The sequence below is a fragment of the Sphingomonas sp. S-NIH.Pt3_0716 genome (genome assembly GCF_003950715.1).
In the GTDB taxonomy this organism is placed as follows: Bacteria; Pseudomonadota; Alphaproteobacteria; order Sphingomonadales; family Sphingomonadaceae; genus Sphingobium; species Sphingobium yanoikuyae_A.
In genome coordinates, this window is sequence record NZ_QLJK01000018.1 from 49,599 (window position 1) to 68,254 (window position 18,656).

The following is an 18,656-nucleotide window of genomic DNA, read 5'->3' on the forward strand; positions in this document are numbered from 1 at the left end:
AAGTCTGGGCCAGATAAAGGGTCGCTTCTACCAAGATATGCCAGGGGAAGCCGGTGATGACCAAAGCCTTGACCAACGGCCTGCTGGCCTGCGCGCTCGCGGCGCTGGCCGGATGCAACAAGCCGCCCGCCAGCCAGGACACACAGATCGCCGCGACCGACGCGATGAGCCATGACGCCGCCGTCACGCAGATCGAAAAGGTGCAGCTAAAGCCTGGCCAGTGGGAAGGGCGCTTCGTGATGGAGCGGATCGACCTGAGCGGCGGGGAGGCGATGCCCGCGGCGGCGCGCCAGCAGATGCAGCAGGCGATGAACCGCACCCTGCGTTATTGCGTCACGCCCGAGCAGGCCGCCCATCCCGACGGCCGCGCCTTTTCCGGCGATCCGGGCAAGGATTGCCGCTACAGCGACTTCGCCGTGCGCGGCGGCACGGTGAAGGGCAATGTCACCTGCCGGCGCGATAGCGGCACCAGCAGCATGACGATGGCCGGCATCTATGCGCCCGACAGCTATGCGGTGCAGATGGACATGCGACAGACCGGCTTGCCCAATGGCATGGAGATGGCGATGAAGGCACGGTCTGAGGGCCATTGGATCGGGCCGGATTGTGCGGAGGGGCAATGAAAGCATCCGGCAAGCGCGCGCTGGCTGTGGTCATGGCGTTGGCGGTCGTCACCGGCGCGAGGGCGCAGGCGCCAACCGTGCCATCAGACGATATCGTGGTGCAGGGGCAGCGACTTACCCGTCAGGAAGCGCTGACCCGCGCGCAGGGCTTCGTGCGAACGCTCGGGGTGGTCCAGGGGGATCGCAGCCTCGCTCGCTGGGTCGAGCCGATCTGCCCTAAGGTGATCGGTCTTTCGGCTGAGCATGGTCGCATCGTGATGGACCGGCTGCAGGCGACGATCAGGACGATAGGCGCGCCTCTGGCCAAGGGCACATGCGATACCAACCTGCTCGTAGCCTTCGTCAGCGACGGAAAGCAGATGGTCAACATCATCGACCAGAAGCAGAGCCGCCGTATGGCCCAGGTGCAGGGGCCGGAACGACGCGCCCTGCTGGAAAGCGATGCGCCGATCCGTTGGTGGTATATGATCGATTTGGGCTCGGGCGACGGCACGGGCCTAGGGTCGAACGCGCCGCCGGGCGTTGGCGGCAACAGCGATACCGGCGCGCCGATGTGGGATGGCATCCCGACCAGCCAATCCTATGGATCGAGCCTGATACGCAGCCCGGTCATCCGGATGATCTCAGCCGCGACAATATTGGTCGACGTCAATCGGGCGGAGGGGGTGCCGCTGACGGCGGTGGTCGATTATGCCGCCTTTGTCGGGCTGGCCGAGGTGCGCGCTCGGGCGCTGCCGCCGCTTCCGTCCATCCTCAATCTGTTCGGCGCGCAGCCTGAGGAAGCGAGCGGTCCGAACCATGTCCTGACCGACTGGGACCGGCGCTTCCTGGTTCGCCTCTACACGCTGCCGCTCAATCGCCTGACGTCGGCACAGCGAAACCGGCTGGTCAACGCCCTGCTGGATGAGGATGGGCCGGACACTGCCGACTGACGGATTGGATCTTCTGGCTCTGCGCCCGGCCGCTCGGCGCGCGGATCGAATGGCATCATCCCGTGCCCAAGAGCCGGGGCGGGCGACAGATGGTGCCAGTCCATCCTATCTGTCACCGCACTATCCATGCCACCCTGTCCAACGCGGAACTGGCCCGCACCTATGCCGATGCCATGGCCTTGCGCAGCCATCCCGCCATCGCCCGTTTCCTCGGCTGGATCGCCGACAAGCCGGCCGATTTCCATGCGCCCACCCTGTCCGCCGGGCGCCGGCGGCGATGAATCCGCGCGCGCAACATTTCTACTTGCGCCCGCGCGCGCATCGGTAGAGCGTGCCGCCGTGGAACGAACGGGGAGAGGATATGCGTGACATTCTGACGCTGGGCGGCTTGCTGGCCACCAGCCTGACCCTTGCCGCCTGCGGCAGCGAACCGGCCGCTCCGCCCGCGCAGGAGGAGGAAGCCGCGCCGGCGATGATGAAGAGCGGGCAATGGACGCTCAGCCGCAAGACCACCGGCTACAACACCCCCACCGTCACGGCGGAGGAATATCAGGCCGCGCTCAAGCAGGTGAGCGAGGACAAGATCTGCATCAAGGTCGATGCCGCCGGCGTGCCCGACGCCGATGCGCTGGCCGGGGCGGAAGGCAGCGACTGCAGCTACAAGGACAAGATGGTGCGCAAGGGCCGGCTGATCGCGACCCTTGCCTGCAAGGCCGGCGCCGGCACCTCCGAAATCGTGGTCGAGGGCAATTTTACCGAGGATACGCTGACTTTCGGCACCACCATGACCAAGACGCAGGGCGGCAAGCCGGTGCTGCGCACCACCCACGACCTGTCCGGCAAGCGCGACGGCGACTGCCCGGCCTGACCGGCGGGACCGATCCGGGTGGGCCTCAGTCCGCCCGGCGGGCCTGGGCGTGGATTTCCGCCCGCGACAGCAGCAGGTCGAGGTCGGCGCGGCTGATGTCGAAATTGTCGGGCAGTTCGGCCAGCGCCTGGTCGATATCCTCCAGATGAAAGCCCGCCTCCGCGCGCATCTTGTCGGCGATCACCGGCGGCGCGACCGGCTGGTGCGGATAGCTGTGGCCCGACAGGCGGTGGAAGAACAGGCCGAGGGACACCAGGGCGATCGAATTGATCCCGACCGGCGCAAAGGCGAAGGCATAGCCGGCATCATGAATGCCCTGGCTGCCGATCACCGCGGTCAGCGCCGCCGCGCCGCCGGGCGGATGCAGGCAGCGCAGCAGGCTCATCAATATTATCGCCAGGCCCACCGCCACGCCGGCCGCGACCATCATGTCGGGGATCAGCTGATAGGCGGCGACGCCGATCAGGCTGGACAGGATATTGCCGCCCACCACCGACCAGGGCTGGGCCAGCGGGCTCGCCGGCACGGCAAAGATCAGTACCGCCGACGCGCCCAGCGGCGCGACGATGATCGGCAGGTCGCCGGCATGCAACGGCAACTGGCTGCACACCAATATGGTGAGGCTGATGCCGATCGCCGCGCCCAGGCCCGCGATCATCCGGTCGATCGGGCGGGCACCGGCCAGCAGCGGCTTGAAAAGATTCATTGCGGATATTCCTTTGGCGCAGCCCCATGCGCCGCCAGGAGGCAAAAGACCACCCCAGTTTTTCTGCCGCGCGGACAAGAACGCCTTATCGTGGCGGGCCAAGGCCGGTTGATGCAGATCCCATGTCGCAGGACAGGGTGGCACAGCTCAAGCCGGCGAATTCCCGCGCCCGGTTTCGCGCGCTCATGGCCGACTGGATGGCAATCAGGCCGATCAGGCCAATGACCAGCATGCGTCGCCCCTGTGCCCAGGCCAGTGACCCCATTACCCCGCACAGGGCGCAGGCGATCGCCGCCAGCGGCAGGAACATGCGAGGCTTGGGATCGATCGCCAGCGCATAGACCAGCACTGCGAAATGAAAGGCGCCCGCCAGCATCAGCCAGCCGATCAGCCGCCCGCCGGCGGCCGCACTACCCAGATGCCGGCGCTGCAGCAGCAGCAATACCAGTGTCACCGGCAGGATGAAGGTAGCGCCATTGGCCATCAGGTTCAGCAGCGCATCGACCGTCCAGTGCAGTTCGATCCCCGATGCTGGCCGCCAATGATCGATGAAATCGACATTGAACAGAGGACTGCGATGAATGTCGACGCCCGGCGCCAGTTCGCCGGTCGGCACGCCACCATGCGCCAGCGACAACCGCCATGACCGCAGGGGATCGCCGGTCGCGCTCCAGTAGAACAGCGTCTCGACCAGCAGCGGACCAGCCAATCCGCTCAGCAGACGTCCCAGCCCCTGCCATCGCCCGATAGCCAACGCCGCCGCGACAAAGACCGGCACCATCGCCAGCGATGTCGGCCGGGTCATCACCGCAAAGGACAGGGCGGTGCCCGACAGGATGAACCAGATTGCGCCATCGCGTTCGCTCGCCCGTTGCAGCCCATGGACTGCCGCGAGCAGAAAGGTGAGTTCGATGATGTCGACGCCGAAATGGAGCATGCGCTCGGAAAAGACCGGCATCATCGCAAAACATAGCCCGCCGATCAGGCTGGCTCTGCGTCCGAAACGTCGTTCGACCGTGGCGGTGAACAGGGCGATGGCGCACAGGCTATAGGCCAGCGGCACGATCGCCAATATGATGCGGCTCTCGCCGAGCATCGCCAGCATCGCGCTCGCCGGAATGACCAGGGTGAAGCGGCGCGCCCAATGATCCCCCGGCAGGCAGTAGCCGTGCTGGCTCGCGCAGCGGGCGGCATCCAGATAATGCTGGTCGTCCCACCCATGCCCGACATAGCCGATCGGCGCGATCGCCATGATCAGCAGCGCCGCCATGATCGCGATCGCGACCGGAGGCAGGGAAAATCCGGTGGAAGCCCTATTCTTGGCAAGGGAGGTCGCCATGGGACTCCTTCATTCCGGCTGTAGAGATCCCATCCTAGACGCTAATGGTTAATGCTATTGCAGCGCGTCGATTGCCCGCTGGTCGCAATGTCTGGGGCCGCGCGGCACCGGGCTGACATTGGGCACCAGCAGCGACTGGCCGATCCGCACCGGGGCGAAGCGCTTTCGCTCTATCCCCTCGCAGCGCAGATATTGCTCCAGCATCCGCGGCGGCGTGTCGCGCTTCTCGTAGGAGAGGCGGAAGGTGCCCCAGTGGATCGGGATCGCGGTCGAAGCGCCCAGCCGCTCGAACAGTTCGACCGCGCGGCGCGGGCCGATATGCGCGTCCGATTCCATCTGCCCCGGCCAGAAGCGGAAGGCGCCGATCGGGATCAGCGCCAGCCGGATCGGCCCGAACCGCGTCGCATCGGCGGTCCAGCCCATGTCGCCCGCACCGGTGTCGCCGGCAAAATAGATATTGCCCGCCCGCGTCTCGATCAGGAAGCTCGACCAGAGCGCCCGGTTGCGGTCGGTGAACCAGCGGCTGCTCCAATGATGATTGCGCGTCGCATGGACCCGATAGTCCGGGCAATGCTCGTAATTCTCGCACTGGATCACCGCTTCGGGCACCAGTCCGTTCAACTGCGCGCCGGTCACCGACTGGCCCCAGTCGAGCGCCACCGATGGGATGCCGTTCGCCTTCAATATCGCGTCATTGCCCAGCGCCGTGACGATCCTGGGCCGGTCGCGTTGCCACAATGCCTTGAGCGTCGGGATATCCAGATGGTCATAATGATTATGGCTGATGACGATCAGGTCGATCCTGGGCAGATCCTTCATCCTGATGCCCGGCTCCGCGACCCGTTTCGGCCCCAGCGGCGGAAAGGGACTGGCATGGTCGGACCAGATCGGATCGGTCAATATGTTGATGCCCGCCGCCTGCACCAGCACGGTCGCATGGCCGACCCAGGTGGCAACCATGCCGCGCGGCGCGGCAAAGGGGGCGGGGCGCGCCGGCTTGACCGCCACCGCATCGGGCCATGCCGGGCGATCGTCATTGCCCAGCAGCCAGCGGGCGATGAAGCCCTGGCGGCTGGTGCCGGGCGGGGCGGGCATGTCGATCGCGCCATCGGGGTTGAAGAAGCGGGCGCCGTCATAATGGCGGCTCGCCGGTCCCTCATAATAGATGCGGTCGAGGAAGGGCGGCACGATCACCGTCGCCAGACAGGCGGCGATCAGCAGGAACAGCAGCGCGACACCGACAGCCTTCATCATTGCAACCGCGCGCGCCATGCCTGCTCCCATGCCCGTCATCGCGCCGCCATAGCGGACCGGCGGGGCAGGGCAAGGCCTCCCTATTGACCCTGATCCATGTTGGCGAGTGCGCCATTCCCGGCCTCGGGCTCAAGGATAACCCCGATACCAACCAGCTCATCGCCGACCTAGCCTTGCGCCGTTCGTCTTCCCCGGTCTGACTCGCAGGAGCATCGCATGAGCAAAAAGCCGAATATTCTCATCATTTGGGGCGATGACGTCGGGATGTGGAATCTCAGTTGCTATCATCGCGGCATGATGGGCGGCTCGACCCCCAATATCGATCGCATCGCGAAGAAGGGCATGATCTTCATGGATCATTATGCCCAGGCCTCCTGCACCGCCGGCCGTGCCGCCTTCATCACCGGCCAATATCCGATCCGCGTCGGCCTCAGCACCGTCGGCCTCGCCGGCGCGCCGCAGGGCATGCAGAAGGAAGATCCCACGATCGCCGAACTGCTCAAGCCCCATGGCTATGCCACCGGCCAGTTCGGCAAGAATCATCTGGGCGACCGGGACGAGCATCTGCCGACCGCGCATGGCTTCGACGAATTTTTCGGCATCCTCTATCACCTCAATGCCGGCCAATATTCGGAAGAATATGATTATCCCAAGGATCCCGAAGTGGCCAAGGCCTTCGCCTGGCGCGGCGTGATCCACAGCAAGGCTGACGGCAAGGGGGGCCAGTCGATCGAGGACAAGGGGCCTTTCGGTTCCGAGCGACAGAAGACGCTCGACAATGAATTCATGGTCGAATCCAAGCGCTTCATCACCGACGCGGTGAAGGCCGACAAGCCCTTCTTCGTCTGGCACAACACCACCCGGATGCATTACCAGACCCACCTGCCGCCCGAATATGACGGCGTCACCGGCTATGGTCTCTATGCCGACGGCGTGAAGCAGATGGACGATCATGTCGGCGAACTGCTCGACCTGCTCGAAGAACTGGGCGTGGCCGACGACACGTTCGTCATGTTCTCGACCGACAATGGCGCGGCCTCCAATTCATGGCCCGATGGCGGCAACCAGCCCTTCCGCGGCGAAAAGGGCGTCGGCGGCTATGAAGGCGGCTTCCGCGTGCCCTGCGTCGTCAGCTGGCCCGGCCATGTGCAGGAAAATGTCGCCACTGGCGAGTTCATGGCGATGGAGGACTGGATGCCCACCATCCTGTCCGCGCTGGGCGAGCCGGAGCTCAAGGATGAACTGCTCAAGGGCAAGACCATCGGCAGCATGACCTACAAGGTCCATCTCGACGGCTATGACCAGACCGAACTGCTCAGCGGCAAGGGCAAGTCGAAGCGCAAGGATTTCTACTATTTCACGGAAACCACGCTGCACGGCCTGCGCTATGGCGACTGGAAGTTCCTGTTCAAGACGCAGGACAAATGGTTCAACGGCATTCAGGAAAATCTGAACACGCCGCTCATCACCAATTTAAAGCTCGATCCGTTCGAGCGTTTCCATGAAGCGCGCGGCTTCGACGAGTGGCAGGAAAACCGATCCTGGACGCTGGCGCCGGCGACCGCGCAGATCGCAAAGTTCATGAAGTCGCTTCAGGAATATCCGCCGCGCATCAAGAGCCTGGATTTTGATCTGGATGCGATGGTGGCGGACGCATCGGCCTCGCAAGCGCGCTGATCGCGACAGGCATGAAGCGGATGCCGCAGGGGCCCGACCTGCGGCATCCGATGGTTCGGCAGGGCAGGGGTGCGTGCCATGAATGATCTGAGTTTCGTCCTGGTCATCTTCTTCGTCACATTGGGACCGATCAAGGTGATCGCCGCCTTTGCCCAGTTGACCAGCCAGTTGCCCGATGGGGAGCGGCGCGCGCTGGCGCTCCGGTCGACCCTGATCGCCACGGCCGTCGGCTTCCTCATCCTGTTCATCGGCGACAATCTGCGCCAGAATTGGCAGATCGCATCGCCCGATCTGTTGCTGACCGGCGGCGTGCTGCTGCTGATCGGCGCGCTGGAGGCGGTCAAGAATGCGCAGCACGCCCCTGCGCCCGATGCGCCGCCGACCTCGGCCAAGGGGCTGGCCATGTCGCCGGTGACCTTCCCGATCATCATCACGCCCTATGGTATCGTGGCGCTGCTGCTGTTCGCGGCCGTGGCTGGCGATACCCGGACCTTCCTGACCGGCGTGTTCGGGATTTTCCTGGGCATGATGGTGGCCGATTTTCTGGCGATGATCTTTGCCCGCCAGTTGCTGGGCTTCATCCACGCCGGAACGCTAATGGCGTTCGGCTGGATGATCGCGGTGCTGCAGGCGGCGCTGGCGATCCACGCCATCATGTCGGGCCTGCAGCAATATGGCGTCGTGCCCGGACCGCTTCCCGTCGTCCCTTGATGCGACGGGGTGGCGGATCAGGCGCCGGCCGGCCCTGATCCGCCCCTTTTTGCGTGTTATGGCTGCAGCATGTCGGGCTTGCGCTTCGCCAGGTCGACCAGCGCTGCCGGCCGCCATTCGGGCAGCTTGTGCCAGCGTTCGATCGCCGCATCGGACAGGGCTTCATTGGTCCGCCCGGCGTCATGCGGCACGTCGATCGCACGCTCGCCCGATCCGAACAGGCGGTAGAAGAAGGTCTGGGATTCGGTCACCGGACCGAGGGGATCGGGATGGTGCGGCGGGAAACCGGGCGGCACCAGCCCGAACGGATCATCCACCGCCAGTCCCGCGAGCCGGGCGCGCGCCACCATCCATTCCAGCGCGATATCCGACAGGCTGGAATCGGGATTGCCGCCGCCGACATCGGCATGGCAGCCGGGGAACCAGCATTGCTCGACATGCTGGCCTGCGCCCTGCCCCTCGGGGATCGTCCACAATGTCGGCAGGAACGGCTTGCGATGCTCGTCGATCGCCACCGCATGAAAGGCGAAGGCGACGCTCGATGACAGGTCGGTGTCGTGAAATTCCCGGTTCACCCGGAACAGATGCTTCAATATCCCCTGGAACAAGGTGTTGGGCACCCCCAGCGACCCGACCGTGTCCCACACGCCGACGCACCGGATCGGCGTGCCGTCGGACCAGGCATAGCTTTGCCGGAACAGGCGCGACGCCTCCGATCGTGGCGCGCGGGTTCCGTCGCGCGAACGATAGAGCGCGAAGGCATCGGGGATCAGGCTTTCATGCTCGGGCCGCAATATGCCGGAATTGCGCACGAAACCGGCCAGCGACCGGGCGGTATAGGCGCCCCGGCTGAAGCCGAAGAAATAGAGCTGGTCGCCCGGCTGATAGGTGCGCACCAGCCAGGCATAGCAGGACAGGAGGATGCGGCTGATGCCATAGCCGGTGGCCCCGTCGATCAGCCGCTTGGTCCGCGACGCCATCGACCCGATGCCATTATGATAGAAGACGCGCTGCGCCGTGCCATCCTCCGCCATCGCGGGGATCAGGCTCGCCAGTTTCACCACATTGGTGGGGCAGGGCCTACCCTGCTCATTATGGTCGGGCTCGTTCCAGGTGCCGTCGCAACAGACCACGATGCGCTTCATCCGTGCCTCCCCATCGGCAGGAAAATGGCCACCCTCCTCTATCGGGCGGGCGGCCATGGTCGCTGCGGGGCAGCCTCTTTTATAGGAGGAAACGGACGCGCCGGGCGGCGCGGATCAGCCCTGATCCTTATAGGCCATCTGCAAGATGCCCCAATGACGCCCGCGCACATGGATGGAGGCGATTACCTGCTTCAGCAGGATGACCTCGCCCTCGGCGGTCAGGCGGCGATAGGCCTTGATGCAGAAGGGTTCGGTGATCTTGCACTGCTCGCGCGTGTCGGGGAAATCGAACACCACGCCCTGGCGTGAAAATTCCGCATTCCATTTCTCGTCGCCCGGCCGCTGGGGCAGCGCGCGTTCCGGCATGGCGATCGCGCCGAAGCTGTTGCGATCGGTGAAGGTCATGCCGAAAAACCCCTTGTAGCCGCGCGCCACGTCCTGCTGCGCGCGCGCCTCGGCCTGCATGATCGGCTGGATCGGATGGGTGAATTGCGGCGGATTGGTGCCGCGGATCGGCGCATAATATTCGCTGAAGACATCGGCCTCGCTGATACGGCCGTCATCCAGCGCCTGCTCGATCGCATGGCCCACCGCCTGCGCGGCGGTCAGGCTGAACCGGATATAGGGCGAATCGGGAATGTCGACGCCGCTCTCCGCCAGATATTGCAGCAGCATGTTGGTATCGTCGCTGGCGATCGACACCCGGCCCGACAGCCGTTGCAGGCCGTCGGCATTGTCGCCCGACGTGCTCGACAGCGCAGACAGGCCGGTGCGGATCTCGCTGGCGGAGCCGACCATGGAGGCGATCCGCTCGGCCACCGCCTCGCTGTTGCTCGACAGGCCCTGCATCAGCGATCCCAGCCGGTCGACCAGCGCCTCGATATTCTTGGTGTCGGACAGCGCCGTGCGTGCGGTCTGCGCGCCATGGGTGATGCTGTCCAGCATGCCGCCGGCCTCGCTGGTCAGCGCGCCGATCGACCGCTCGATCGTCTGGGTCGCGCTTGCCGTTTCCTGCGCCAGCTTCTTCACTTCGGCCGCGACCACGGCAAAGCCGCGCCCCGCGTCGCCCGCCCGTGCCGCCTCGATCGTCGCGTTGAGCGCGAGCAGATTGGTCTGGCTGGCGATGCCGCTGATCACGCTGGTGACATGGGCGACGGTCTTGAGCGCCTCGCCAAAGCCGTCGAGGCGCGCATGGATGCGGCTCACCTGTTCAATCAGGTCGACGAAATTGCCGTTCGCGGTCGACAGCTGCCGTCCCGAATCATCGATGATCGCGCGGGCGGCGACCGCCTTCTCGCGCGCGTCCTGGCCGACCAGCGACACGCTTTCGCCATCGCGCGACAATTGCGACGCGGCGCCGCTGATCGCCTCGATCGTGCGCGCCTGCTGCGTCACCCGGTCCGCGAGTTCGCTGATATCTGCCTGAAGGTCGAGCGTACGGATACCCAGGTCGCCGGATAATTTGGCGACCTTCATTACCGCTCGTGCGACGGTTCCCGATTGCGTTTCTGTGCCCACGGCAACTGGCTAGCCATGGATGGTAAAATATCGGTTATCATACTGACACGGATGTCAGCTTCGTCAGAATGAGGCCTCCGCACCGGCCCACACCCCCACCCGGCCGCCCATCAGGATATCATGTCTGGGAGGCCGGGTGGGGGTGTGGGCCGGTGCGGCTCTTGAAATGCGCTCTTTCGCGCATTTCCCAAAAACGCCTACAGCGCGCCCAGCAGCGCCAGCACCACACCACAGGCCACCAGCATCAGCCCCATCGCCTCGCTGCGCGCCATGCGCTCGCCCAGATAGAAATGGCCGAACGCCATGGTGAAGGCGACCTCGATCTGGCCGACGATCCGCACCAGCGCGACCGGCGCCGTGGCAAAGCCCGTGAACCAGCAGGCCGAACCCATCGCCGACAGGAAGCCGACCTGGCCCGATACGCGCCAGCTGGTGAACACCTTGCGCATCTCGCCCGGCTCGCGCAGCAGAAGATAGCCGCCCTGCAACAGCGTCTGCAGCAGCACCGTGACACTCAGCACGATCAGCGCGGCATGGATCGGATCGCCGCCGCCCACCTCCTGCGTCGCGCGGCGGATGCCGATGGCGGTCAGCGCGAAGAAGAAACCCGATGCAATGCCGGTGATCGCCGCCGGCTGGCCCAGCGCGCGCAGGAAATCCATCGGCCCCATCCGCTTGCCCCCGGTCGACAGCAGCATCACGCCGGCGACGCCGCAGCCGATGCCGGCGCAGGTCAGCGCGCTCAGCCGCTCGCCCATCAGCAGGAAGGACAGGATCGCCCCCTGTACCGCCTCGGTCTTGGAATAAGCGGTGCCGACGACGAAATTGCGATGGCCAAAGGCCATGATCAGCAAATTGGTGGCGATGATCTGTGCCAGCCCGCCGGCCAGGCAGAAGGGCAGGAACAGTCGCCCCAGCACGGGGAAGGGCGCGGGGAAGAGCAGCTGATAGCCGCCAAGCAGGATCAGCGCGAAGGGAATGCCGTAAAGATAGCGGACCAGGCCCGCCGCATTGATCGACAGCGTCTTGCCCACGCGCCGCTGCACCGCGGTGCGCCAGGCCTGCGTGGCCCCGGCCATCAGCGTGGCGGGCAACCAGATCGGGGACGTAATCATGCGCGCCCTATACAATAGGGACGCGACCCGTCACCCCATCATCATCAGGAAGGCGAAGAACAGCGAGAGCGACGCACAGGCAAAGCCGTACAGCAGCGGCAGCCGCAGCAAGGTGCCGCTGCGCGAAAGCTGATAGGCATCCTTGAACTGGCGATACATGTGCCAGGCCGCGAACAGCAGCAGCACCAGCGTCACCAGCCCATGGGTGATGCCGACCGCCGTCAGGATCATCGACAGCGAGAAGAGCAGCGACATGAAGGCGATCGAGTAGGTCACATAGATCGCATGGTCATAGATCTTGAACCGGCGGCTGAACGGGAACAGCAGCCACAGGAAGGGCAGCGATATGACGATCAGCAGCCAGGAGAATTTATAGGCATTGGCCTTGAGCTTGTAATAGGCGAATTCGGGATCCTTGGCGGCCGCGCTCATCGCCTTGCCGACCGTTTTGGCGATGCCCTTGTTGAGGCCCTTGTCGACGGTCTTGTCGACCGCCTTGTCGACGTTATCGCCGGCCAGCGCATCGGTCAGGCCGCTCGCCAGCGACAGGCCCTTCCGTTCGTCCTGCGCGTCCTTCAGCTTCTCCTGCAACGTCTCGCGCCGGCTCGCGCTGATCCCCGGCTCGGCCAGTTGCGCCTGCACCTTGGCGATGCGGGCATCGGCCTTTTCCTCTTCCTTCTTCAGCTCGGCGATCGCCTCGCTGTTCATCTTCACCTGGTTGCGGGCGCCTTCCGGCCCATGATGGCTGGTCAGCGAGAAGATCGCGTACATCAGGAAGGCGCTGAACAGGAACAGGGCAAAGGGCGATACGAACTTGGCCCGCTCGCCATGGATATAGCGGCGCGTCAACTGTCCGGGGCGCAGCGCCAGCTCGGGCAGGGTGGTGAAGATCTTGCCCTCGAAATGCAGCACGCCATGGGCCAGGTCATGGCCGATCGCGGCAAAGCTGCGGTGCAGATGCGCGGCCTGGCCGCATTCGGGACAATAATTGCCCGTCACCGCCGTGCCGCAATTAAGGCAGGCGCCATGGCCGGCCTCATGGGCTTCCCCATGGCCTGGCTCGACCGCCCGTGCCAGCATGCCCCCGGTGATCGCGTCACCCGCTGCTTCGATTTCCCCTGTCATGGGCGGAGAGGATAACAAGGGTGTATGACGCTTGCCAGTCACCTTGGCGCGTGGATCGCATTGTGTTGCATTGTTACAACGCTTGGCAACATTCCGACATGTTCCCATGATGGGCAGGGCGAGCGTCACCGTCCCGCCACAAATCGCGCCTAGCGGCGATGGCATCCCGGACGGCAGGCGCAGGGGCGCCGCTTTCCCGGACGCAAAAGCAATATTATCGGGGAATAACCTTGTCGAAATTCACTTTCGCACGGTCGGCGCTGCTGCTGACCTCGGCCTTCGGTGCGCTCGCCCTTGGTGGCGCCGCCCATGCGCAGGAAGCGGGCGCTGACGCCGGCCAGCTCGACGAGATCGTCGTGACCGCCGAGCGCCGCTCGGAAAATCTGCAGAAGGTGCCCGTCTCGGTCGGCGTGGTGCAGGGCGATGCGCTGCGCAACCTGACCGCCGGCGGCGGCGACATTCTCGAACTCGCCGCCCGCGTGCCCGGCCTCTATGCCGAAACCACCACCGGCCGCATCTTCCCGCGCTTCTACATCCGGGGCCTGGGCAATATCGACTTCTATCTCGGCGCCTCGCAGCCGGTGTCGATCATCCAGGACGATGTCGTGCTGGAACATGTCGTGCTGAAGTCGAACCCGGTGTTCGACGTCAATCAGGTGGAAGTGCTGCGCGGCCCGCAGGGTTCGCTGTTCGGCCGCAACACCACGGCCGGCATCATCAAGTTCGACACCATCCGTCCGTCGATGGATTGGGAAGGTCGCGCCCAGGCCAGCTATGGCAGCTATAACACCGTCACCTTCGACGGTGGCATCGGTGGCCCGATCGTCGCGGACAAGCTCGCCTTCCGCGTCTCGGCCCTCTATCAGCATCGCGACGACTGGGTCGACAATACCTATGAAGGCCCCAGCGCCGACGGCACCGTCAGCCCCAAGAAGGACGCGATGGGCGGCTATAATGAGAAGGACGTGCGCCTTCAGCTGCTGATGACGCCGACCGAAAATGTCTCGATGCTGACCAGCGTCCATGCGCGCGACTATGATGGCACCTCGACCATCTTCCATCGCGCCGGCCTCACCAAGGGCAGCAACAGCGTGTCGGGCGAACCCCGCTCGAAGATCGCGCTCGACGAAGCGATGAACAACCCGCAGGCCTACAAGACCTATGGCGCGTCGGAAAATATCGCGATCGACATGGGTGCCGTCACCCTGACCTCGATCACCGCCTATGAAACCACCTCGGGCTACAGCCGTGGCGACACCGATGGCGGCGCGGGCGCGGACTATCCGGTGAACGGCGTGGCCAACGGCTTCGGCCAGAGCCAGGGCAATGTCCGCGATCTCGACCAGCTGACCCAGGAAGTCCGCCTCGCCAGCAATGGCGACAGCGCCTTCAAGTGGCAGGTTGGCGGCATGTATTTCGACAGCCGCGACACCACCGATTTCTACCAGCGCGCCTATTTCCTGACCGGCACCGCCAACAATCCCAACAACTGGGTGCGTCTGCGCAACAAGAATGAAAGCTGGGGCCTGTTTGGCCAGGCGAGCTACGAAGTGGTACCGGGCCTGACCATCACCGCCGGCGGCCGCTACACCAAGGACACGAAGGAAACCCGTCTGGTCCGCGCCACCGCCAATGCGGCGGGCGTCTCGACCTATGCCGGCCGTCGCTATGTGAAGCTGACCGGCAAGGAACCGAGCTGGGACGTCAGCGCGCTGTATGAAGTCAGCCCCGAGGTCAGCCTCTATGCCCGCGTCGCGCGCGGCTTCCGTGGCCCGACCATCCAGGGCCGCTCGGCGGTGTTCAACAGCGACTTCACCACGGCGGATTCGGAAACGATCATGTCGTACGAAGGCGGCATCAAGACCAACCTGCTGGGCAACCGCCTGCGCTTCAACCTGTCGGGCTTCGCCTGGAAGGTGAAGGACATCCAGCTCAACGGCAATGACGTGAACGGCAATGGCGTGTTGTTCAACGCCGACGCCGCCAAGGCCTATGGTCTGGAAGCCGATCTGGAAGCGCGTCCGTTCGACAATCTCACTTTGTCGGCCGGCCTCAGCCTGCTGCACAGCGAGATCAACGACAAGAATGTCTATGCCCAGGTCTGCACGCTGAACGGCGTGGTCGTCTGCACCGTGGAAGACCCGACCGTCACCAACGCGCGCGGCGTCTTTGCCCAGATCGACGGCAACCCGCTGCCCAACGCGCCGAAATACACCGCCAACATCGCGGCCCGTTATGACGTGCCGCTGGGCAATGGGGGCAAGATCTTCGCGGCGACCGACTGGAACATCCAGGGCTATACCAACTTCGTCCTCTACAAGACGAAGGAGTTCTACTCGAAGGGTGACTTCGAAGGCGGCATGAAGATCGGCTACACCGCGCCGGACGGCAAATATGAGATCGCCGCCTTCGCCCGCAACATCACGGGCGAGAAGAACATGAAGGGCGTGATCGAAAACTATATGGCCCCGGTGTTCAACGAACCCCGCATCATCGGCGTGTCCTTGAGCGGCAAGCTGTAAGAGTAAGTCCTATTCCTCCCCATGCGCAGCATGGGGAGGGGGCTGCGCCCTTTCTCCGTTCGTTTCGAGCGAAGTCGAGAAACATCATCGGTACCAGAGAAGGCGCGCCATCTACATGATAGCGCGCCTTCGTCGACTAGATCGTTTTCTTAGATGTCCCGCCATCGACGCATAATGTGCGCTTGAGAAAAGAGATTAGCGGTCGGCCAGATTTGCCCTCATTGCTCGCAAACCACCAAATGCCGAGAGCTATGCCTATGGGGATGAGGGCCGTGATGGCCTTTACGGCCGTATAGATAATTGGGTCAGCCGGTGGATGATCTGGTCGGTAAATGATCAACGCTACGCTGCCCCAAAGCGCTCCGACCGTCATGGGAACTAAGAATAGCACAAATTGGATACCCGGTATCAATCGCCCCACAATGCGTGTGCCAGCCATCTCCGGTCGCAATTTTGCTACGAGCTTTGGCTCTGAGGAGCGATTAATCCAGTCGAATGCGCCAAGCCACATCACCAATATGTGGCCTATAAATTTACCTCGTGCTCTCAGGTCCGCAGGGCGTTCCCACCGGGGTACGAATTTTGCCTCCAACCGCCGCCGGCACTCGTCCGGCGGCAGAGGAGAATAGAAGTCTATCTTCGTGCCAAAAGGCCGAAAGCTCATGCCTTCTCCAGCAGCTTCTCTTTCCTGATCTTTTCCTGCCACACCAGCGGGGCGAGGCGGTGGACATTCTGGCCTTCGCTATCGACGGCGACGGTGACGGGCATGTCCTCCACCGTGAACTCGTAGATCGCTTCCATGCCCAGATCCTCGAAGCCCACGACCTTGGCTTCCTTGATCGCGCGGGCGACCAGATAGGCCGCGCCGCCGACCGCCATCAGATAGGCGCTCTTGTGCTTGGCGATGCTGTCGGTGGCGGCCGGGCCGCGCTCGGCCTTGCCGACGCAGGCGGCCAGGCCCTGTTCCAGCATCATGTCCATGAACTTGTCCATGCGCGTCGCGGTGGTGGGGCCGGCCGGGCCGACCACTTCGTCGCGCACCGGATCGACCGGGCCGACATAGTAAATCACGCGGCCCTTGAAATCGACCGGCAGGGTCTCGCCCTTCTCCAGCATGTCGGCGATCCGCTTGTGCGCGGCGTCGCGGCCGGTCAGCATCTTGCCGTTCAGCAGCAGGCGGTCGCCATGCTTCCAGCCCTGCACCTGTTCCGGCGTCAGCGTGTCGAGGTCGACGCGGATGGCTTCCTTGCTCGGCTTCCAGTCGACCTGCGGCCATTCACTGAGCTTGGGCGCTTCCAGATAGGCCGGGCCGGACCCGTCGAGGGTGAAATGCGCGTGGCGGGTCGCGGCGCAGTTCGGGATCATCGCCACCGGCTTGCCCGCCGCATGGCAGGGATAGTCGTGGATCTTGATGTCGAGCACGGTGGCAAGGCCGCCCAGGCCCTGCGCGCCGATGCCCAGCGCATTGACCTTGTCGAACAGCTCGATGCGCAGTTCCTCGATCTTGTTCTGCGGGCCACGGGCCTTCAGCTCGCCCATGTCGATCGGGTCCATCAGGCTTTCCTTGGCCAGCGCCACGGCCTTTTCCGCGGTGCCGCCGATGCCGATACCCAGCATGCCCGGCGGGCACCAGCCGGCGCCCATCTGCGGCACCATTTCCAGCACCCAGTCGACGATCGAATCGCTGGGGTTCATCATCTTGAACTTGGTCTTGTTTTCGCTGCCGCCGCCCTTGGCCGCGACGTCGATGATCACCTTGTTACCCGGCACCATCTCGACATTCAGCACGCAGGGCGTGTTGTCCTTGGTGTTCTGGCGGCTGAAAGCGGGATCCTTCAGGATCGACGCGCGCAGGCGGTTCTCGGGGTTCAGATATGCGCGGCGCACGCCCTCGTCGATCACTTCCTGCATCGACCGGCTATTATCGTCCAGCCGACACTCCATGCCCCACTTCACGAACACGTTGACGATGCCGGTGTCCTGGCAGATCGGGCGGTGGCCTTCGGCGCACATGCGGCTGTTGGTCAGGATCTGGGCGATGGCGTCCTTCGCCGCCGGATTGGCTTCGGCTTCATAGGCCTTACCCAGTGCCCGGATATAATCCATCGGGTGATAGTAGGAAATGAACTGGAGTGCGTCGGCGACGCTCTCGATGAGGTCGGCGGTCTTGATGACGGTCATCTACCCTGGTCCCTATTCTTGCGGCCCGCCTCTGCACGGCAGGTCCCTGCAAGGCGGGGCTATAGGCCTTTGAGACGATGAGTCCAGAAGAGGGTTGCGGTTCAGGACGCAAGCGGCCCGTCGGCAAAGGGAAAATTCTGCCACCAGGGCTGCATCTCGCGCAGCACGCGGGCAAAGCTGGGCCGCGCCTCCAGCCGGTTCAGATAGGCGCCCAGAACCGGATGGCCGGCGCGCAGCGGCACGATCCTGTCGGCATAATAAAGCGAGGGCGCCGCCGCGCAGTCGGCCAGCGACAGATGATCGCCCGCTGCCCAGCTCCGCCCCGCCAGCCGATCCTCCAGCAATGCATAGATGCTGCGCAGCGCCGCCACATTGGCCGTCACGCCATGGGGATCGCGCGCCTCCTCGGGCCGCAGCCGGTCGGCCACCAGCGCCTGCATCGGCCCCATCACATAATTGTCGAACAACCGGTCCATCAGCCGCACCTCGATCGCCGCATCGCCATCGACCGGGATCGGGCGGAAGGTGCCGGGTTCGTGCCGGCCCAGATATTCGACGATGATGCTCGCCTCCGCGATCGTCGCGCCGCGCACCGGGTCGTACAGCACGGGGAATTTGCCGAGCGGCCAGAGTGCCTGCCATTCGGCCAGTGCCGCCACGTCCTCCAGGATGCGCGGGGTGAAGGGCGTGCCATTTTCATGAAAGGCGATCAGCACCTTCCAGCAATAGGAGGAGAGGGGATGGTAATAGAGGATCATGCCTGCCTCCCGATCATCGGAGCCGTCCGGATTCGCCAGCCTTCCCATCATCATAGCGTATCGCGCGACGATATGCAGGGGGACGATAAAGGCAGCGATTCAACAGATTGTGGTCGCGTCCGTGCCTCTGCCCCCATGTCATGATTTTGTCGCCAATCGCGCGACGCGCGCATTTGCGTGGC

At 64.3% G+C, this 18,656-nt stretch carries 16 protein-coding genes; 7 read left to right on the top strand and 9 right to left on the bottom strand.

Annotated features, from left to right (window positions below; all coding sequences use genetic code 11):
* The first annotated feature begins 56 nt into the window (after nt 1-56).
* From BRX37_RS15440 to BRX37_RS15455, 4 genes are all read left to right on the top strand, one after another.
* Nucleotides 57-623: a DUF3617 domain-containing protein gene (locus BRX37_RS15440; RefSeq protein WP_125988047.1), complete on the top strand. Its 567-nt coding sequence runs from the start codon at nt 57-59 to the stop codon at nt 621-623.
* Entirely contained in the window at nt 620-1,555 is a 936-nt protein-coding gene (locus tag BRX37_RS15445; RefSeq protein WP_125988049.1) for a hypothetical protein, read from the top strand. The genes BRX37_RS15440 and BRX37_RS15445 overlap by 4 nt, the downstream gene beginning before the upstream one ends.
* Nucleotides 1,552-1,836 carry an HNH endonuclease gene (locus BRX37_RS15450; RefSeq protein ID WP_318276711.1) on the top strand — a complete coding sequence of 95 codons (285 nt, stop codon included), beginning with the start codon at nt 1,552-1,554 and terminating at the stop codon, nt 1,834-1,836. The genes BRX37_RS15445 and BRX37_RS15450 overlap by 4 nt, the downstream gene beginning before the upstream one ends.
* 80 nt (nt 1,837-1,916) lie before the next feature.
* Nucleotides 1,917-2,423 carry a DUF3617 domain-containing protein gene (locus tag BRX37_RS15455; protein WP_004209910.1) on the top strand — a complete coding sequence of 169 codons (507 nt, stop codon included), beginning with the start codon at nt 1,917-1,919 and terminating at the stop codon, nt 2,421-2,423.
* 25 nt (nt 2,424-2,448) lie between these two features.
* Here the strand turns inward: BRX37_RS15455 and BRX37_RS15460 are convergent, their stop codons facing one another.
* The 3 genes from BRX37_RS15460 to BRX37_RS15470 all read right to left on the bottom strand — a co-directional run bounded on the left by BRX37_RS15460 (nt 2,449) and on the right by BRX37_RS15470 (nt 5,740).
* Nucleotides 2,449-3,129 (bottom strand): HPP family protein, encoded by a 681-nt coding sequence (locus BRX37_RS15460; protein WP_125988051.1) that lies wholly within the window; start codon nt 3,127-3,129, stop codon nt 2,449-2,451.
* Between the two features lie 85 nt (nt 3,130-3,214).
* Entirely contained in the window at nt 3,215-4,468 is a 1,254-nt protein-coding gene (locus BRX37_RS15465) for a glycosyltransferase family 39 protein (protein ID WP_125988053.1), read from the bottom strand.
* A gap of 54 nt (nt 4,469-4,522) precedes the next feature.
* Nucleotides 4,523-5,740, bottom strand: a complete 1,218-nt coding sequence (locus BRX37_RS15470) for an MBL fold metallo-hydrolase (protein WP_125988112.1) — start codon at nt 5,738-5,740, stop codon at nt 4,523-4,525.
* A 198-nt stretch (nt 5,741-5,938) separates the two neighbouring features.
* On the opposite strand from BRX37_RS15470, the gene BRX37_RS15475 reads away from it, so the two are divergent.
* Nucleotides 5,939-7,399, top strand: coding sequence for an arylsulfatase (locus tag BRX37_RS15475; protein WP_037507297.1), 1,461 nt, complete (start codon nt 5,939-5,941; stop codon nt 7,397-7,399).
* A gap of 78 nt (nt 7,400-7,477) precedes the next feature.
* Nucleotides 7,478-8,110, top strand: coding sequence for a MarC family protein (locus tag BRX37_RS15480; RefSeq protein WP_004209916.1), 633 nt, complete (start codon nt 7,478-7,480; stop codon nt 8,108-8,110).
* Between the two features lie 56 nt (nt 8,111-8,166).
* On the opposite strand, the gene BRX37_RS15485 is transcribed toward BRX37_RS15480, so the two are convergent.
* From BRX37_RS15485 to BRX37_RS15500, 4 genes are all read right to left on the bottom strand, one after another.
* Nucleotides 8,167-9,255 (bottom strand): DUF2235 domain-containing protein, encoded by a 1,089-nt coding sequence (locus BRX37_RS15485; RefSeq protein WP_004209917.1) that lies wholly within the window; start codon nt 9,253-9,255, stop codon nt 8,167-8,169.
* A gap of 114 nt (nt 9,256-9,369) precedes the next feature.
* A complete protein-coding gene (locus tag BRX37_RS15490; RefSeq protein ID WP_125988055.1) occupies nt 9,370-10,731 on the bottom strand; it encodes a methyl-accepting chemotaxis protein in 1,362 nt (453 codons plus the stop codon).
* 239 nt (nt 10,732-10,970) lie between these two features.
* Nucleotides 10,971-11,888, bottom strand: coding sequence for a DMT family transporter (locus BRX37_RS15495; RefSeq protein WP_125988057.1), 918 nt, complete (start codon nt 11,886-11,888; stop codon nt 10,971-10,973).
* A gap of 30 nt (nt 11,889-11,918) precedes the next feature.
* Nucleotides 11,919-13,013 carry a DUF3667 domain-containing protein gene (locus tag BRX37_RS15500; protein WP_037507305.1) on the bottom strand — a complete coding sequence of 365 codons (1,095 nt, stop codon included), beginning with the start codon at nt 13,011-13,013 and terminating at the stop codon, nt 11,919-11,921.
* A 230-nt stretch (nt 13,014-13,243) separates the two neighbouring features.
* Here BRX37_RS15500 and BRX37_RS15505 point away from each other — a divergent pair, with 230 nt between their 5' ends.
* Nucleotides 13,244-15,535, top strand: coding sequence for a TonB-dependent receptor (locus BRX37_RS15505; RefSeq protein ID WP_125988059.1), 2,292 nt, complete (start codon nt 13,244-13,246; stop codon nt 15,533-15,535).
* A 660-nt stretch (nt 15,536-16,195) separates the two neighbouring features.
* Here the strand turns inward: BRX37_RS15505 and BRX37_RS15510 are convergent.
* Both BRX37_RS15510 and BRX37_RS15515 read right to left on the bottom strand, forming a co-directional pair.
* A complete protein-coding gene (locus BRX37_RS15510) occupies nt 16,196-17,716 on the bottom strand; it encodes a fumarate hydratase (protein WP_125988061.1) in 1,521 nt (506 codons plus the stop codon).
* Nucleotides 17,717-17,817: 101 nt separating this feature from the next.
* Nucleotides 17,818-18,474, bottom strand: coding sequence for a glutathione S-transferase family protein (locus BRX37_RS15515; RefSeq protein WP_125988063.1), 657 nt, complete (start codon nt 18,472-18,474; stop codon nt 17,818-17,820).
* Nucleotides 18,475-18,656: the final 182 nt, after the last annotated feature.

Bases quoted from the DNA above. Each gene is read 5' to 3' on its own strand.
- BRX37_RS15440 (WP_125988047.1), top strand. From the start codon at position 57: ATGACCAAAGCCTTGACCAACGGCCTGCTGGCCTGCGCGCTCGCGGCG.
- BRX37_RS15445 (WP_125988049.1), top strand. From the start codon at position 620: ATGAAAGCATCCGGCAAGCGCGCGCTGGCTGTGGTCATGGCGTTGGCG.
- BRX37_RS15455 (WP_004209910.1), top strand. From the start codon at position 1,917: ATGCGTGACATTCTGACGCTGGGCGGCTTGCTGGCCACCAGCCTGACC.
- BRX37_RS15460 (WP_125988051.1), bottom strand. From the start codon at position 3,129: ATGAATCTTTTCAAGCCGCTGCTGGCCGGTGCCCGCCCGATCGACCGG.
- BRX37_RS15465 (WP_125988053.1), bottom strand. From the start codon at position 4,468: ATGGCGACCTCCCTTGCCAAGAATAGGGCTTCCACCGGATTTTCCCTG.
- BRX37_RS15470 (WP_125988112.1), bottom strand. From the start codon at position 5,740: ATGGCGCGCGCGGTTGCAATGATGAAGGCTGTCGGTGTCGCGCTGCTG.
- BRX37_RS15475 (WP_037507297.1), top strand. From the start codon at position 5,939: ATGAGCAAAAAGCCGAATATTCTCATCATTTGGGGCGATGACGTCGGG.
- BRX37_RS15480 (WP_004209916.1), top strand. From the start codon at position 7,478: ATGAATGATCTGAGTTTCGTCCTGGTCATCTTCTTCGTCACATTGGGA.
- BRX37_RS15485 (WP_004209917.1), bottom strand. From the start codon at position 9,255: ATGAAGCGCATCGTGGTCTGTTGCGACGGCACCTGGAACGAGCCCGAC.
- BRX37_RS15490 (WP_125988055.1), bottom strand. From the start codon at position 10,731: ATGAAGGTCGCCAAATTATCCGGCGACCTGGGTATCCGTACGCTCGAC.
- BRX37_RS15495 (WP_125988057.1), bottom strand. From the start codon at position 11,888: ATGATTACGTCCCCGATCTGGTTGCCCGCCACGCTGATGGCCGGGGCC.
- BRX37_RS15500 (WP_037507305.1), bottom strand. From the start codon at position 13,013: ATGACAGGGGAAATCGAAGCAGCGGGTGACGCGATCACCGGGGGCATG.
- BRX37_RS15510 (WP_125988061.1), bottom strand. From the start codon at position 17,716: ATGACCGTCATCAAGACCGCCGACCTCATCGAGAGCGTCGCCGACGCA.
- BRX37_RS15515 (WP_125988063.1), bottom strand. From the start codon at position 18,474: ATGATCCTCTATTACCATCCCCTCTCCTCCTATTGCTGGAAGGTGCTG.